General features: G+C 74.8%; 18 protein-coding genes and 1 pseudogene. 16 read left to right on the top strand and 3 right to left on the bottom strand.

Annotated elements, in window-relative coordinates:
• From ACWEPF_RS38050 to ACWEPF_RS38040, 3 genes and pseudogenes are all read left to right on the top strand, one after another.
• A pseudogene (locus ACWEPF_RS38050) lies at nucleotides 1-285 on the top strand (TetR/AcrR family transcriptional regulator); the annotation flags it as partial.
• 13 nt (nucleotides 286-298) lie between these two features.
• A complete protein-coding gene (locus ACWEPF_RS38045) occupies nucleotides 299-655 on the top strand; it encodes a hypothetical protein (RefSeq protein ID WP_452176240.1) in 357 nt (118 codons plus the stop codon).
• Between the two features lie 105 nt (nucleotides 656-760).
• Nucleotides 761-1,696: a DUF389 domain-containing protein gene (locus tag ACWEPF_RS38040; RefSeq protein WP_452176239.1), complete on the top strand. Its 936-nt coding sequence runs from the start codon at nucleotides 761-763 to the stop codon at nucleotides 1,694-1,696.
• A 37-nt stretch (nucleotides 1,697-1,733) separates the two neighbouring features.
• Here ACWEPF_RS38040 and ACWEPF_RS38035 read toward each other — a convergent pair whose 3' ends face one another.
• The 3 genes from ACWEPF_RS38035 to ACWEPF_RS38025 form a co-directional block, all read right to left on the bottom strand.
• The gene (locus ACWEPF_RS38035; protein WP_452176241.1) at nucleotides 1,734-2,912 is read right to left on the bottom strand and encodes an MBL fold metallo-hydrolase; all 1,179 of its coding nucleotides are present in this window, start codon (nucleotides 2,910-2,912) and stop codon (nucleotides 1,734-1,736) included.
• 189 nt (nucleotides 2,913-3,101) lie between these two features.
• Nucleotides 3,102-3,557, bottom strand: a complete 456-nt coding sequence (locus ACWEPF_RS38030) for a MaoC family dehydratase (RefSeq protein WP_345280146.1) — start codon at nucleotides 3,555-3,557, stop codon at nucleotides 3,102-3,104.
• 232 nt (nucleotides 3,558-3,789) lie between these two features.
• Nucleotides 3,790-4,224, bottom strand: coding sequence for a pyridoxamine 5'-phosphate oxidase family protein (locus ACWEPF_RS38025; protein ID WP_452176238.1), 435 nt, complete (start codon nucleotides 4,222-4,224; stop codon nucleotides 3,790-3,792).
• A 180-nt stretch (nucleotides 4,225-4,404) separates the two neighbouring features.
• Between ACWEPF_RS38025 and ACWEPF_RS38020 the strand changes: the two genes are divergently transcribed.
• From ACWEPF_RS38020 to ACWEPF_RS37960, 13 genes are all read left to right on the top strand, one after another.
• Entirely contained in the window at nucleotides 4,405-5,247 is an 843-nt protein-coding gene (locus ACWEPF_RS38020; protein WP_452176237.1) for a hypothetical protein, read from the top strand.
• A gap of 133 nt (nucleotides 5,248-5,380) precedes the next feature.
• On the top strand, nucleotides 5,381-5,986 hold the full coding sequence (locus tag ACWEPF_RS38015) for a hypothetical protein (protein ID WP_452176236.1): 606 nt from the start codon (nucleotides 5,381-5,383) through the stop codon (nucleotides 5,984-5,986).
• Nucleotides 5,980-6,930 (top strand): hypothetical protein, encoded by a 951-nt coding sequence (locus ACWEPF_RS38010; protein WP_452176235.1) that lies wholly within the window; start codon nucleotides 5,980-5,982, stop codon nucleotides 6,928-6,930. Before ACWEPF_RS38015 ends, ACWEPF_RS38010 begins: the two co-directional genes overlap by 7 nt.
• A 76-nt stretch (nucleotides 6,931-7,006) precedes the next feature.
• A complete protein-coding gene (locus ACWEPF_RS38005; RefSeq protein WP_345280136.1) occupies nucleotides 7,007-7,744 on the top strand; it encodes an SAF domain-containing protein in 738 nt (245 codons plus the stop codon).
• 73 nt (nucleotides 7,745-7,817) lie between these two features.
• The gene (locus ACWEPF_RS38000) at nucleotides 7,818-9,053 is read left to right on the top strand and encodes a hypothetical protein (RefSeq protein ID WP_452176234.1); all 1,236 of its coding nucleotides are present in this window, start codon (nucleotides 7,818-7,820) and stop codon (nucleotides 9,051-9,053) included.
• Nucleotides 9,043-10,611, top strand: a complete 1,569-nt coding sequence (locus ACWEPF_RS37995; RefSeq protein ID WP_452176233.1) for a CpaF family protein — start codon at nucleotides 9,043-9,045, stop codon at nucleotides 10,609-10,611. Before ACWEPF_RS38000 ends, ACWEPF_RS37995 begins: the two co-directional genes overlap by 11 nt.
• Nucleotides 10,611-11,582, top strand: a complete 972-nt coding sequence (locus ACWEPF_RS37990) for a type II secretion system F family protein (protein WP_452176232.1) — start codon at nucleotides 10,611-10,613, stop codon at nucleotides 11,580-11,582. The genes ACWEPF_RS37995 and ACWEPF_RS37990 overlap by 1 nt, the downstream gene beginning before the upstream one ends.
• Entirely contained in the window at nucleotides 11,579-12,460 is an 882-nt protein-coding gene (locus ACWEPF_RS37985; protein ID WP_452176231.1) for a type II secretion system F family protein, read from the top strand. The genes ACWEPF_RS37990 and ACWEPF_RS37985 overlap by 4 nt, the downstream gene beginning before the upstream one ends.
• Before the next feature lie 30 nt (nucleotides 12,461-12,490).
• Nucleotides 12,491-12,745, top strand: coding sequence for a hypothetical protein (locus ACWEPF_RS37980; protein ID WP_452176230.1), 255 nt, complete (start codon nucleotides 12,491-12,493; stop codon nucleotides 12,743-12,745).
• The gene (locus ACWEPF_RS37975; RefSeq protein ID WP_452176229.1) at nucleotides 12,742-13,164 is read left to right on the top strand and encodes a TadE family protein; all 423 of its coding nucleotides are present in this window, start codon (nucleotides 12,742-12,744) and stop codon (nucleotides 13,162-13,164) included. The genes ACWEPF_RS37980 and ACWEPF_RS37975 overlap by 4 nt, the downstream gene beginning before the upstream one ends.
• Nucleotides 13,161-13,634, top strand: coding sequence for a TadE/TadG family type IV pilus assembly protein (locus tag ACWEPF_RS37970; RefSeq protein WP_452176228.1), 474 nt, complete (start codon nucleotides 13,161-13,163; stop codon nucleotides 13,632-13,634). The genes ACWEPF_RS37975 and ACWEPF_RS37970 overlap by 4 nt, the downstream gene beginning before the upstream one ends.
• A 13-nt stretch (nucleotides 13,635-13,647) precedes the next feature.
• On the top strand, nucleotides 13,648-14,094 hold the full coding sequence (locus ACWEPF_RS37965; protein ID WP_345280122.1) for a hypothetical protein: 447 nt from the start codon (nucleotides 13,648-13,650) through the stop codon (nucleotides 14,092-14,094).
• Nucleotides 14,095-14,326: 232 nt separating this feature from the next.
• Nucleotides 14,327-15,259 carry a LysM peptidoglycan-binding domain-containing protein gene (locus ACWEPF_RS37960; protein ID WP_452176227.1) on the top strand — a complete coding sequence of 311 codons (933 nt, stop codon included), beginning with the start codon at nucleotides 14,327-14,329 and terminating at the stop codon, nucleotides 15,257-15,259.
• The last annotated feature ends 70 nt before the right edge of the window (nucleotides 15,260-15,329 follow it).

The raw sequence follows: 15,329 nt of genomic DNA, 5'->3' as shown, positions 1-15,329 counted from the left end.
CTCGGGGTGGCCCTCGCCCGGGCCGCGGCCGCCTTCGACGACGGTCCGGCCGCCGGGCTGCTGCTGCTCGCGGCCGCCGAACGCGCCCCGCACGACCCCGAGGTGGCGGCCCTGGTCGAGGAGGGGCTGACCGCCCTGGAGGCCGCCCTGGCCGCCCACCCGGAGGCCGGGCCCGACCTGGCGCCCGCGCTCGCCGCCACCGTGCTCGGCGTGCGGCTGCGCCGCTCCGGGAGCGGGCCCGCGCAGCTCGCCGCGCTCGCCCGTCGGATCACGTCAACCAGCTGAAGGAGTCGAGGAGATGGCAGTGGTATCGGTCGCCGACGGCGTCCTGACCGTCGAGGTCGAGGGGTGGGACCGCTTCTGGGCGCTGAGGAGCCGGATCGAGATCCCGCTCCGGCACGTCCGGGGCGCCACCCTGGACCCGGGCATCGTGCGCGAGCCCAAGGGCCTCAAGGCCGGCGGCACGCACGTCCCCGGCGTGATCGTGGCGGGTACCTTCCGTCGGGACGGCGAGAAGGTCTTCTGGGACGTGAAGAACCCGGAGAAGGCCGTGGTCATCGAGCTGGTCGAGGAGGCCTACGCCCGGCTGGTGGTCGAGGTGGCCGACCCCCGGGAGACCCTCGCCCTGATCGAGCAGGCGCTGCGGACGGTCTGACGACCTGTCGACCGCCCGGAGTACGGCGCCGGACCTGACGGCTCGTCCGGTCCGGCGCGCGGCGGGTGCGGCGCCCCGGTGCGCCACGCCCTAGGGTTGCGGACCATGCTGCATCTGCGCCTGATCGTCCCGCACGACCTGCGGGACGCCGTACTGGAACGCCTCGACACCTGGGCCGGCGTCACCCACGTGGTGCTGCTGCCGGACGCCGCGCTGCGCCCGGCGGGGGACGTCGTGCTCTGCGACGTCGCCCGCGAGGCGGCCGACGAGGTGCTAGGCGGGCTGCGGACGATGGGGCTGCCCGAGCGGGGCGCGATCGACGTCGCACCGCTGGAGCTGGCCATCTCCAAGGCGGCGGAGCAGGCCGAGGAGCTGGCCCCCGGCGACGGCGCGGACGCGCTGGTCTGGGAGGCGGTCTCCGAGATCACCCACGAGGAGTCCACGCTGAGCGTGGTCTACCTCGCCTTCATGGCCCTGGCCACCATGCTGGCCGCCTGCGGCGCGGTGCTGGACAGCGCGATCCTGGTGGTCGGCGCGATGGCGGTCGGCCCGGACTTCGGCCCGCTGGCCGGGCTCTGCGTCGCCCTGGTGCGGCGGCGGGCCAGGGAGGCGGGCCGTTCGCTGGCCGCCCTGCTGGTGGGTTTCGCGGTGGCCATGGTGCTCACCGCCGGGTTCTCCTGGGTGATGGACCAGCTGGGGCTGTTCAGTCAGGCCGCCTTCGAGGCGGAGCGGCCGAACACCTCCTTCATCTGGAAGCCGGACGCGATGTCCTTCGTGGTCGCGCTGCTGGCCGGCGCGGCCGGGGTGCTCTCGTTGACCTCGGCCAAGGCGGGGATGCTGGTCGGCGTGGCGATCTCGGTCACCACCGTCCCCGCCGCGGCCAACGCGGCGGTGGCCTTCGGCTACCGGGACTACGCGCAGGCGGCGGGTTCCGGGGTCCAGTTGCTGCTCAACCTGCTGGGCATCGTGCTCGCCGGGGTGCTCACCCTGCTGGCGCAGCACTGGGCCTGGCGGATCATCAGGGCCCGGGCGGCCGGCTGAACCGCCCGGCCCTGATGACCCGGCCGTGAACCGGGCGTCAGACCGTGACGCCGTCGTCCTCCGCCCGGCGGGCGGGCCGGGCCGGTGCGGGCTGCAGCCCCTGCGGGACGAACAGTTCGGCGCCGCGCGGCATCGCCGCCACCGCCCGCCACCAGAGCCGGAGCGGCGGTGGTCCGGCGGGCTCGAAGGGCTTGCCGGGGCGCGGCACCACCAGGCGGGCGCCCAGCGCCTGGGCGGCGCTGACGGTCCGTTCGGCCGGCTCCTCCCAGGGGTGCGGGGCCAGGTTGAAGGTGCACCAGTGGATCGGCAGCAGCAGCTCGCCGCCCAGGTCCAGGTGGGCCCGTACCCCCTCCTCGGGGGTCATGTGCACCTCGGGCCACAGGTCGCTGTAGGCGCCGATCTGCACCATCGTCAGGTCGAACGGCCCCAGCCGGCCGCCGATCTCGGCGAAGCCGGGGAAGTACCCGGTGTCCCCGCTGTGGAACACCCGGTGCTCCGGCCCCGCCACCACCCAGGAGGCCCACAGCACCAGCGGGTTGTTCCGCGGCCCGCGGTTGCAGTAGTGGCGGGCCGGCGTGGCCGTCAGGGTCAGCCCCGCCACCTCGGCCGACTCCCACCAGTCCAGCTCGGCGATCCGGGACGCCGGGACGCCCCAGTGCTCCAGGTGCGCGCCGATCCCCAGCGGCACCGCGAAGGTGGTCCCGGTGGCGTCCAGCGCCCGGACGGTCGCCAGGTCGAGGTGGTCGTAGTGGTCGTGCGAGATCACCACCACGTCCACCGGCCCGAGTTCGGCCAGCGGGATCGGCATCGGGTGCAGCCGCTTGGGCCCGGTCCAGCCGAACGGCGAGCAGCGCTCGCTCCACACCGGGTCGAACAGCACCCGGCTGCCGTCGATCTCCACCAGCACGGTGGCGTGGCCCAGCCAGGTGGCGCGGAGCCCGGAGCCGGGCGGCTCGGCCAGCTCGATAGGGAGCAGCCGGTGCAGCGGCACCGCCGCGGCCGGTGCCCGGCGGTGCCGGCTGGCCGCGAACTGACCCCGGTTCAGCTCCAGCCGGTTGCGGGTCCTGGCCAGCCGGCTGGTGGGCACCGGATTGCGGAAGGCGCCGCCCCGGAAGTTGGGGGAGTTCCTGATCCGGGCCAGCCGGGCGCCGGTGGGCTCGGCCCCGAAGGGCTCGGTGCGGATCCGGCGCCAGGCGTCACCGGGCAGTTCCAGCAGCGGCGCGGTGCCGGTGCCGAGCGCGGCGGTGAGGGCGGCGACCCGGGACGTCCAGGCGACGGGGCTGGGCACGGCACCTCCATGGGCGGTTCTGTCCGTCCTGTCGGACATTACCGGCCGGGCCCCGCACCCACCCGGCGAGACGGAGCCGTACGCACCGTTCGGCGTAAGCGGTGGCCTGACGGTGGGTCAGGCGGCGTAGAAGCGGGTGATCGTCTCGGCCACGCAGTGCGGCTTCGGGCTGCCCTCGCTGGTGATCGTGTACCGCACCAGGGCCTGCACCCCGCCCGGCACCTCGGTCGCGGAGAGCAGCTCGGCGGTGGCCCGGACGGCGGTGCCGACCGGCACCGGGGCGGGGAAGCGGACCTTCTCCGAGCCGTAGTTGAGCGCCATCCTGATGCCCTCGACGGCGTAGCACTCCTTCGCCAGCACCGGGATCAGCGACAGCGTCAGGTACCCGTGCGCGATGGTCCCCCCGAAGGGGCTCTCCTTCGCCCGCAGCGGGTCCACGTGGATCCACTGGTGATCCCCCGTCGCCTCCGCGAACAGGTCGACCCGGCCCTGGTCGATGGTGTGCCACTCGCTGGTGCCCAGCTCGGTGCCGACCGCTGCGGTCAACTCGGCGAGGGAGGCGTACGTCGTCACGGCTGCTCCTGACGGAAAGGGGGACGGAACACCGGCAGAGTATGCCTACCCACGGGTCACTTGTCAGCGGTGGATCGTGAGGGACGAAGTGGTGATGCCGGGGGCGCGAGGAACTGCGCGAGTACGGAAGGCGGCCCGGCGTGAGATCGGGGCAGGCGAGCCAGTTGCACGCGCTGCCGTTCCCCCGCGCGCAGTGCCCCGCGCCCCTGGTGGCGCAGTCCCGTGCACCGGCTCAGCCCCGTTGGAGCGCCTGCCCCGCAGGGAGGACGCGGCGTCCGCTGACCAGCTCCGGGGCGATCCGGACGAACATCGGCTGCTGGCCGCTGCTCACCCAGGGCATCGGCCCGGTCCGCAGCAGCCGCCGGACGGCGGCCTCGTCGCGGACGACCTCCGCGCGGCCGTGCACCAGGACGGACCAGCCGGTCCGGGTGGCGGGGTCCAGGTGGTCGGCCTGGAAGGCGGCGACGGTGCCGTCGAGGGCGCGGCTGACGGTGGTGCCGGCCCGCAGGCCGAGGACCAGGGTGCCGTCGGGGGCCACCTCGAAGGCGACCGGGAGGACCGCGGGGAGGGCGTGCTCGGTGTACACCACGCGCCCGATGGGCACGGTGCCGAGCAGGCGCAGGCACTCGGCCTCGCCCAGGGTCTCCACTCGCTCGTCTCGGTCCATGTACCCGATGGTGCCGCTTCGGACGGCCCGTCAGTAGGGCCCATGGTCCCGCGATGGTCCCTGACCTGCGTGGACCCGCGTCATTCCGGTCGAAACGGCACGCGCGACGAGGGCGGCCGGATAGCTTGTGCGGCGGGGCCGGCGCACGGCGGCGGTGGTGGTGGGCAGGGAGGGATGCCGGTGAGCGGCGGGATCGAGCTGGTGGTGATCGGCGCGGACGGCGGGCCGGAGCGGGCCCACGCCGGGTCCGCGCGGGCGGCCGACGGGGCCCGGCGGCTGGCGGCGGAGCTGCCCGGACGGTGCTTCGACGCGGGGGCCCGGGGGAGCCGGGTGACGCTGGTGGCGCCGGAGGCGGACGCGAACGCGATGCTGACGGCGCTGCGGGCGGCGGCCCAGCGTCCGGCCCGGTGGCTGGTGGTCGCGCTGCTGGGTCAGCTGGTGGCGGATCCGCGCGGGCGGCGGCTGGCGCTGGTGACGGGCGGGTCGACGCCGGACAACGCCTACCGGCGGGGGCTGGCCTGGGACTGGGTGGTGAGCACCATGGTGCACGGCGACCAGGAGGAGACCCTGCTTCTGGTGGACGCCGTGGCCGACAAGGACGCCTGGGGGGCGCTCGAACGGGGTGAGGAGGGGGCGGGCGAACTGCTCTCGCACTCCCGGGTGCCGCTGTGGGGACGGGTGGCGCGCTACCAGCCGCCCCGGCGAGGACGGGACACCGTGCTCCCCGGCGGGGAGGGCTCGTTCACCTGGGCGCTGGACCGGGTGCTGGAGCACGGCCTGCCCGGCGCCCCCGCGGCGGTGGCGCCGACGGACCTCCAGCCGGCCGTGGAAGCCCAGCTGGCCTGGGCGGAGAGTGCCTACGGGGCGGCCGGGGCGCGGCTGTTGGCGCCGGGGGAGCAGGGGAGGCTGCTGCTCCGCAACCGGGCCGCCGTCCGGGGCGCATTGGCCGGATTGTCGCTTTCGGAGGAACTGTTGGCGGTTCTGTGGCGGGAAAGTGCCCCAATGGATCCGCCTTCCGCGTAAGGTCAGGACGCCCGAGGTGTTGCCGGGCAGGGGCGGGTTGGCGAAGAATCAATCCCCCGAAGCAGCACCAGGGGTGGCGGATTTCTTCTGCGGCGGCGGTCCCTCGCGGGGCGGGCCGCGACGAGGTGGGGCGATGCGGCAGCACGGAATTGTGGTGCGCCCAGGGAGGGTTGGGGCCGGCGGGGCACTCCTGCTGCTCCTCACCGCCTGTGGCCAGAGCGGGTCCGCCGACCGGCTCTCCGACGTCTCCGCCGCCCCAACTGCTCCTGCTGTCACGGCAACCGCCACCGTGGGGGCCTCCGCCAAGCCGATGACCGGTCTCGAAGGGGCCAACGCCACCGTGGTGTTGGCGGCCTACCGGACGTGGTGGGACACCAGGACGGCTGCTTTCGGACAACCGGAGGCGGACGTTCTGCCGCTGAGGCTCTACTCGAGCGGACAGGCGCTCAGCGACACGATGGTCACCCTCACCGAGCTCTCCGAGGCGAAGAAGGTGATGGTCGGGGCGCCGCGCAACGCGCCGCTGGTGACGGCGGTGGACCTGGAGGCCAAGCCCCCGACCGCCACCGTCGAGGACTGCATCGACGTCACGGACTGGCACCAGGCCGACGCGAGGACCAGGGCGACGGCGGAACCCAAGAACCGCCTCACCCGCTACACCGCGAAGGTCACCCTGCGCAAGACCGAATCCCGTTGGCAGATCGTCGAATTCATCCGCGAGGTGGGCCGAACATGCTGAACGGCGTCCGACGGAACGCTCTCCGAGCCCTGCTGGTGACCGGCCTGGTCACCGCCCTGTCCAGCCCGGCGGTCGCCGACGAGCCGGGCGGCACGGTCGACCCCTGCGAGGTGCGCGACATCTGCATCGTCGTCACCGAGCCCGGTGGCGGCGGCAGTACGACCCCCGGCCCCGGCACCCCGGGCGGCGGCAGCGACAACGGCGTCCCGCTCTGCACCTGGAACGGCGTCGACCGGCCCTGCTGGGACCCGAAGCTGGGCTGGTTCAGCAAGGACAACGGCTGCTACTACCAGCCCGCCAACCCGCAGCCCCCGGTCACCGCGGCGGTCTGGGGCGGCAGGACCCCGGCCGACGGCGCCATCTACGACGTGGTCTGCCGCGACAAGGACGGCAACCTCTCGGTCTGGCCGCAGCAGTTCTTCCCGCAGCCGCCGATCCCGATGCCGGTCTACGACAACCCGGCCGACCTCGCGTCGAAGGCCGTCGCCAAGCTCCGGCTGCTCCCGCCGGACATGCGCACCGCGCCGGCCGGCAAGGCCGCGGTCGGGGTGCCGGTCTGGCTCTGGTACGAGCGGAGCGAACGCAGCTCCGGCCCGGTCAGCGCGCAGGCCAAGGGGAACGTGCTGACCGTGACCGCCCACGCGGAGCTGGACCACGTCGAGTGGACCACCGGCCTCGGTGAGCAGCCGGTCAGCTGCAAGGGCCCCGGCACCCCGTACACGGCCGGCTCGGGCGCGGTCACCTCGCCGGACTGCCAGTACGTCTACGGCAACAGCTCGGCCGGGCAGCCCGACGGCAAGTACTACGTCGCGGCCACCGCGGTCTGGAAGATCACGGCCATCCGCGAGGACACCAAGCAGCGGGTCAGGCCGGACTTCCTCTTCCGGGTGCCCGCCCTCGCCCCGACGCCGGTCGAGGTGGCCGAGGTCCAGCTGCTCAACTGACGCGGCCTCACCTCACCCCGCGCACCGGTCCCCAGGACCGTCCCCCGACCCCCCCCGTACGAAAGGCCGAAGCCCGGTGGAGCAACGAACCTTCCCCACGCCGAGCCCCGGCATCACCGTCCCCGCCGCCGAGGCGGCCCGGGTGGCTCCGCACGCGCCGCCGCGCACCCTGCGGGCCAGACGGCGGCGCCCGGCGGTGATCGCCATGGCGGTGGCCATGGTGGCGGCCGGCGGTCTCGGCGGGGCGGTGCTCTACAACTCCACCGGGCAGCGGATCGCGGTGCTCGCGCTGGCCCGGGACGTGCCCGCCGGACAGGCCATCGCCCCCGAGGACCTGGTCGTGGCACGGATCGCCTCCGACCCCGCGCTCAAGCCGCTGGACGCCGCCGACCGCTCCCGCACCATCGGGCTGCGGGCCTCCCGCGACCTCAGGCGCGGCGGGCTGCTGCTCAGGGCCGACGTCACCGGCGAGTCCCTGGTCGAGCCCGGCCAGACGGTGGTCGGCGTGGCGGTCAAGCGCACCCAGCTGCCGAGCACCCGGCTCAACCCCGGCAACCGGATCGTGGTGGTCTCCACCCCGGACAACGGCCCGAACGGGACCGTCCGCACCCCCGAGACCATCCCGGTCAAGGTGGTCGCGGTCGGCAAGGTGGACTCCGACGGCAGCCAGGTGGTCGACGTGGCGCTGCCGCTCGCCGACGGTCCCAAGCTGGCCGCCTGGGTGGCCGGCGGGCGTCTCCAGATCATCCTGGCCCCGCGCGACGGAGCGGCCCCGGCCGCACCGACGCCCTCCCCGAGCGGGAGCGCGGGCTGATGGGCCGTCACCTCGGGACGGCCGCCACGGCCCGCCCCGCCCGTGCACCCGGGGTCGGCCGGGGGGTGGTCCCGTGGCGGTGATCGCGCTCGTCGGCGGCCCGGGCGCCCCCGGAGCCACCACCTCGGCGCTGGCCCTGCTGCTCTCCTGGCCGCTGCACCCGGGCCGCCGGGTGCTGCTGGTGGAGTGCGACCCGGACGGCGGCGCGGTGCTGGCCGGCGCGCTGGAGGGCCGGGTCGAGGCGGTCTACGGGCTGCGCAACCTGGCCGTCGCGGACCGCCGCGGCCTGCTCGCCCAGGCCCTCTGGGAGCAGCTGGTGGACATCTCGCCGGACGGCACCGGGGAGCGCCTGCTGCTGCCCGGCCTGACCGACCCGGCCCAGGCCCCCGGCCTGGCGTACACCTGGGAGCCGCTGGTGGAGGCGCTGCACGCGCTCGAACCCCAGGGCTACGACGTGCTGTTGGACCTCGGCCGGTCCGGCGCGTACGGGCCGGGCGCGGTGCTGGCCCGGCGGGCCGACGCGGTGGTGGTGACGGTGCGCAGCACGCTGCGCGGCCTGAGCTCGGCCCGGCCCCGGCTGGCCGCGCTGCGCGAGGACCTGACCCAGTCGGGCAGCGGCCCGGACGCGCTGGGCGTGCTGGTGGTGGCCGAGGGCCCGTACCCGGCCGCGGAGATCGCCCGCGAGTTCGGCGTGCCGGTGCTCGGGGTGCTCCCGCACGCGCCGCGCACCGCCCGGCTGCTCTCGGACGGCGGGGACACCGGGGACCGCCGGTTCGTCCGCTCCGAGCTGATGCGCACCGCCCGTTCGGCGGCCGACCAGATCCAACTGCTCGTCAGGCGCCGTCGGCAGCGCCTGGCCCCGGCCGCCGTACCCGGGGCCGTCGAACCGCAGCACCCGGGGCCGGCGCTGCCGTCCCCCGACCAGGAGTCGCACCCCTTGGCCTACCAGCAGCCCGGCGTCGCGCAGCCCGGCTTCCAGCCGCCTCCGTCGCAGGCCCAGCAGCCGTACCCTCAGCACGCCTACTCCCAGCAGGCCCACTCCCAGCAGCCCCAGCAGCAGGGCTACACGCTCGGCCCGCACGCCCCCCGGCAGCAGCCTCCGCAGGCCGCCTACCGCCAGGCCGCGTTCGCCGAGCCGGGCCGCCCGCCGGCCCACCCCTCGTCGGTGTCACCGGGCGCTCCGGCGGACGGCCGGCCCGGCCCGGTGGTGCCCGCGCCGCCGGTGCCGCAGCCCGCCGCCCCGGAGCCGTTCCGGGCTCCGGCCGAGGCCGACCCGCCGACCTACGGGCAGGTGCTCCGTGCGCGGTAGCCCCCTCCACGACCCGCTGCAGAAGCCCTCGGCCGACCCGGCCGGGCTGCCCTGGACCACCGCCCAGCCGGTGATACCGCACGCGGCGCCGGTCGGTCAGTTCACCTCCGGGCCGGTCAACTCCGCCGCCGCGCAGGCCGCTCCGGTGCCCGCCATCGAGCCCGTCGGGGTCCGCCCGGCTGTCGACCAGCAGGTCGCCCGGGAGCTCAAGCGCCAGGTCGCGGCCGAGCTGCACGAGCAGCTGGCCCGGCTGACCGACCTGTCCGGGGTGGAGGCCGACCGGGCCACCCGGCGCCAGCGCGGCCGCGCGCTGATCGACGAGGTGGTGGCCCGCTGGTCCGACGCCTACGCCCAGACCCACGGCATCCCGCCGACCAGGGAGCAGGACCGGGCGCTGGCCGAGGCCGTCTACGACCTGCTGTTCCGGGCCGGGCGGCTCCAGCCCTACCTGGACGACCCGGAGATCGAGAACATCCTCATCAACGGCTGTGACGACGTGTGGATCTCCAAGGTCCACCAACCGCTGCGCCAGGTACCGCCGGTGGCGGACAGCGACGGCGAGCTGATCGAGCTGCTCCAGGACCTGGCCCGCCAGCACGGCGGTGGCGAGCGCAGCCTCTCCACCGCCAGCCCGATGCTGGCGCTGCGGCTGGAGGGCGGCATGCGCCTGCAGGCGATGACCGAGGTGACGCCCCGCCCGTACGTGGCGATCCGCCGCCACCGGGTGGCCTCGGCGACCCTCGCGGACCTGGTCCAACTGGGCACCGTGGACCACACCCTGGCCGCCTTCCTGGCCTCGGCGATCCGGGCCCGGAAGAACGTGATGATCACCGGCACCCAGGGCGTCGGCAAGACCAGCCTGCTGCGCGCGATGGCGGCCGAGATCCCGCCGGACGAGCGGGTCGGCACCCTGGAGTCGGAGTTCGAGCTCTGGCTGCACACCCTCGGCCACCTGCGCCAGGTGGTGCCGATGGAGGCCCGGGAGGGCAACGGCGAGCGGGTGGACGGCAAGGTGGCCGGCGAGCTGACGATCGGTGAGCTGATCCCGGCCGCGCTGCGGATGACGCTGTCGCGGATCATCGTCGGCGAGGTCCGCTCCGGCGAGGTGGTGCCGATGCTGCGGGTGATGACCAACGGCGAGGGCGGCTCGATGTGCACCCTGCACGCCCGTGGCCCGCAGATGGTGGTGGACCGGATCGCCGAGCTCTGCCTGGAGTACGGCGCCCACATGACCGACACCCTGGCCTACCGGCTGACCGCCAACGCGGTCGACCTGATCGTGCACGTGTCGATGGTGGACGAGACCGCGCTCGGCGGCCGCCGGCACCGCTTCGTCTCGCACGTGATGGAGGTGACCGGGATCGGTGAGAGCGGCCGTCCGGCGCTGAACACCGTCTTCGGCCCGCGCCCCGACCTGGGCGAGCCCCGGGCCGTGCCGCACACCCCGCCGAACTGCCTGGACGACCTGCGCCGGGCCGGCTTCGACGCGGGCCTGCTGTCGTCGGCGTACGGCAGTTGGGGCGCCCCGCTCAACCTGCGGATCGGGGGCGGTCGCTGATGCTGCTCTTCGTGCTCTGCGGGCTGCTGGTGGTCGGCGGCCTGGTGCTGCTGGTGGTGGGGCTGCGCGGCGTCGACCGGTCGGAGCAGGACGCGGCCCGGCCCCTCGCGAGCCGTCTCTCCAACCGGACCAGGCGTCAACTCCCGTTCCAGGTGCTGGTTTTCGCCGTCGGCACGGTGCTGGTGCTGCTCTCCGGCCGCCCGCCGGTGGTGCTGGTGCTGGTCGCTCTGGTGGCCTTCGGTCTGCCCTGGCTGTACGGCGCCACCAAGGCCGACATGCACCGGATCGAGAAGCTGGAGGCGCTGGCCGAGTGGACCCAGCGGCTGGGCGACGTACTGCTGCTCGGCGTCGGCCTGAACCAGGCCATCGTGACCAGCCGCCGGACCGCTCCGCCCGCCCTGGAGGCCGAGATCGCCGAGCTCAGCGCCCGCCTGCAGTCCCGCTGGCGGCCGGAGGAGGCGCTGCGGGCCTTCGGCGACCGGATCGCCGACGCGACCGCCGACAAGGTGCTGGCCGCCCTGGTGCTGCGCGCCGGGGACAGCGGCCCGGGCCTGGCCCGCACCCTCGGCGACCTGGCCGGGTCGGTCCGCGAGGAGGTCCGTCAGCGGCGAGCCATCGAGGCGGGCCGGGCCACGCACCGCACCACCATCCGCTGGCTGCTGGTGATCATCCTCGGGGTGCTGGTGGTCGGTGTGCTGAACGACCGTTACGTCCAGCCGTACGGCACCTTCCTGGGGCAGATGGTGTTGCTGGTGGTGCTGCTGCTGTTCGTCCTGGTGATCGCCTGGATGAAGAAGCTGGCCACCCAGCCGCAGCTGCCCCGGCTGCTGGAGCCCGACCGTCGGAGCAAGACCGGCGCGGTCCGGTTGCCCGCCGCGGACGGGCCGGACGTCTCGCCGGCCGGGACGCAGCCGACCGCCGGCGCGCCCGTGCCCGCCGTCCCCTCGCTGTTCCGGAAGGAGGCCCCGTGATCTCCCTCTGGTCCGTCCTGGCCGGTGCCGCGGTGCTCGGTGGCATCGCCCTGATCGCCTCCGAACTCAGGCCCGCCCCACCGGACTTGGCGCAGGCCCTGGACCGGCTGCACCGGGTTCCGACGGAGACCCAGGAGCTCGGCGGCCGGGCCGCCTGGGCCGACCGGATCGGCGCCCGCTCGATCCATCTGGCCGGTGCCCGCATCCCGCACCAGCAGCTCGCCCTGATCGGCCGCACCCCGGCCCGCTTCATGGCGCACAAGCTGCTCTTCGGCCTGATCGGACTGATGGCCCCGGCCTACCTGGTGCTGCTCACCACCCTGATGGACGTCCAGCTGCCGCTGCTGGTTCCCGTGCTGGTGGGCCCGGGGCTGGCCCTGCTGGGCTGGATGGTGCCGGACGCCATCGTCAAGGGCGAGGCCAAGGAGGCCCGTACCGAGTACCTGAACGGGATCGCCGCCTACCTCGAACTGGTCGCCCTGGAACGGGCCGCCGACCTCGGCCCGGCCGAGGCGCTGCGGCGGGCCGCCGTGGTCGGCCGCTCCACCGTGCTGCGCCGGATCAGGGACGCCCTGGACCGCGCCACCACCGACCGGCTCCCACCCTGGGAGGGCCTCGACGCCCTCGCCACCGAACTCGGTCTGACGCCCCTTCAGGACGTCGCCGACATCATGCGGCTGTCCGGCACCGACGGGGCGGCCGTGTACGACACCCTCCGGGCCCGGGCGAAGAGCCTGCGCGACGAACTGCTCGCGGAGGACCTGGCCCGGGCCAACACCGACAGCGAGCGGATGGTGGCGCCGGGAGCGGCGCTCACCCTGCTCATGACGGTGCTGATCGCGTTTCCCGCGCTGTACCAGATGCTCAACTTCATCTAGCCGCCAACCGTAGACCCTGGAGAGCAGATCATGGCCGTACTGCGCTCGTTCCTCACCGCACTCTTCCTTCCCGTGCAACTCTGCATGTTCGCCTTCCACTACCGGATGGGCCGCCTCCGGGCGGCCCGGGCCACGGGCGACCGCGGCGCCATCAGCATCGAGCTGGCGCTCGCCGTGGTCGTGCTGGTCGCCATCGCCGGCGCCATCGTGGTGGCGGTGCGCAGCCTGGGCAGCACGGTGAAGGGGCACATCCCGACCGACGCGAACGTCACCCCCATTCCGTGATCCGCCGTCCGCCGTCCGCCCGGACCGGAGCCCGTCGGGGCGACCGGGGCGCGCTGAGCATCGAGCTCGCCCTGGTCTTCCCGATCGCGCTGTTCCTGGTCTTCCTCGTGGTGCAGGCCGCCCTCTACTGGTACGCGGGCCAGGCCGCGCTCACGGCTGCCCGCGAGGGCGCCGAGGCCGGCCGGGCCCAGGGCGCCGCCTCCGATTCGGGCGCCCGGCGGGCCGGGGACTTCCTGACCCGGGTCGGTGATCTCGCCGAGCGGGTCGACGTGAAGACCGACACCAGTGACGCGACCACCTACCGGATCTCCGTCACGGTCCGGCCGCTGGCCGTGGTGCCGGGATTCGACCGGCTGCTGATCACCCGTCGGATCAGCGCTCCCCGGGAGAAGTTCGTCCCGCAGGGCGGGCGGCCGTGAGGCGTCCGCCCGCCCTGCGCGGGCCGTTCGTGCTCCGGTGGCGCCGCCCCGGCGCGGACCGCGGCAGCTTCGCGATCGAACTGGCGATCCTCGCCCCCGCGTTGGTCTTCTTCGTGCTGATCGCCGTCGCGGCCGGGCGTATTCAGACCACCGGCGGGGTAGTGGACGCAGCAGCCCGTTCCGGCGCCCGCGCGGCCTCCCTGGCGCGCAGCCCGGAGGGGGCGGAGCAGGCCGCACACGACGCGGTGGCCGCGGCGCTGGCGGGGCAGGGGGTGCTGTGCGAGGGCGCGGAACGCTCGGCGGTCGCGTACGGCACGCTGCCCACGCCGGAGGGTCCGCTCACCACCGTGACGGTGCAGGTCAGCTGCACGGTCCGGCTGGCGGACCTGCTGGCGGGGCTGCCCGCCGGCTCCAAGAAGATGACCGGCACCTTCACCTCGGTGCTGGACCGCTACCGGGCAACCGGCTGAGAGGGGAGGGGATTTGAGTCCGAATCGGTTCCGTCGACGGGCGGACGAAGGCTCGATCGCCCTCTTCGTGGCGATCTGCGTGGCCGGCCTGGTGATCATGGTCGGTATCGTGTTGGAGGGCGGTGGCCGGCTGCGGGCGATCGAGAACGCCGACGCGCGCGCCCAGGAGGCCGCCCGGGCGGTGGGCCAACAGCTGGACCAGGCCGCCCTGTTGAGTGGCCGCGGCTACGTGCTGAAGAAGGACCTGGACGAGGCTCGCAGTGTGGCCACCGCCTATCTGGAGCCGTACGGGCTGAAGCCCGCGGACATCACCTTCCGGGGGGACCGGACCGTGGTGGTGGAGATCCGGACCACGTACCGGACCACCCTGCTCGGCGCGATGCGGGTGGAGGAGTTGGACGTGCGCGGCGTCGGTTCGGCCGGGCTGGTGCACGGAGTCAGGCAAGCGGAGAACCCGTGAGGGGCGGGGCTCCGGTCCGGGCTGACGCCCGGTCAGGCGGGCGCCGCGGCGGCAGGGCCGCAGCGGCGCGGGGTGTGAGGGAAGCGGGGACGGGCTGATGGCGGCGCGAGGGACCAAGGGACAGGACCGGCGGGCCGGGACGGGCTCGCGGGTCGAGCCGGGCCCGGGCGTGCCGGCCGCACGGCGGCCGGTGCCGTTGCGGCCGCGGCGACGGCGCAGGACCGTCGGCTCGGTGTTCACCGCGCTCGGCGCCCTGGTGCTGCTGGCCGTGCTCCTGGCCGGGGTGCCGATGCTGCTCGGCTACGGCACCCTCGCGGTGGCCGCGATGGGCGGTCAGAGCACCTCCGGCCTGACCGACCTGCTGACCAGCCCCGACGACGGCCGGATCTTCCTCTGGGTCCTGGTCGCGATCGGCTGGATCGGCTGGCTCTGCTTCGCGCTCTCGGTGCTGCTGGAGATCCCGGCCCAACTGCGCGGCCGGGTGGCCCGCCGTCTCCCCGCCTTCGGCTGGAGCCAGCGGCTGGCCGCCGGCCTGGTCGGCTCGGTGATCGCCCTGCTGCCGGTGGCCGGCTCCGCCTTCGCGGCCGTCCCGGAGCTCGGGCCCGCCGCGGCCCCCGCCCAGGTCACCGCCTCCGCCCAGTACGCCGCGCTGCCCGCCGCCCCGGCGGCCCCGGCGCTGACCCCCGCCGCCGACCAGCACCCCACCTACACGGTGCGCGACACCAGCCCGGCGGACAGCCTCTGGTCGATCGCCGAGAGCCAGCTCGGCTCCGGCGAACGCTGGACCGAGATCGCCAAGCTGAACGACGGTCAGGTGATGGACGAGGACGGACGGCGCTTCGACGCCGACCGGGCGATCCACCCCGGCTGGAAGCTCAAGCTGCCCTCCGACGCCAAGCCGCAGGCCCAGGCCCCGGCGGCCCAGGCCCCCGCTTCTCAGGATCCCGCTTCGCAGAACCGGACCGCGCAGACCCCGGCGGCCCTGACCACCGGCCACGCCACGGTCACCGTCAAGGCCGGGGACAGCCTCTCGGTCATCGCCGAGCGGGAGTTGGGCGACGCCGAGGGCTGGCCCCGGCTCTTCGAGGCCAACAAGGGCGTCACCGCCCCCGACGGCACCCGGCTGACCGATCCGGACGTGGTGGCGCCGACGGTGACGCTGTAGGTGGGGGCGAGGTCCTCGGCCGAGGCGGGGGTCGGGCTCGCCAGCACGGGGGCGGCGATGGCCAGGACGG

This window comes from Kitasatospora sp. NPDC004289, from assembly GCF_053602875.1.
The sequence above is the reverse complement of the archived record's forward strand: the minus strand, read 5'-3'. Positions and strand labels throughout refer to the sequence as shown.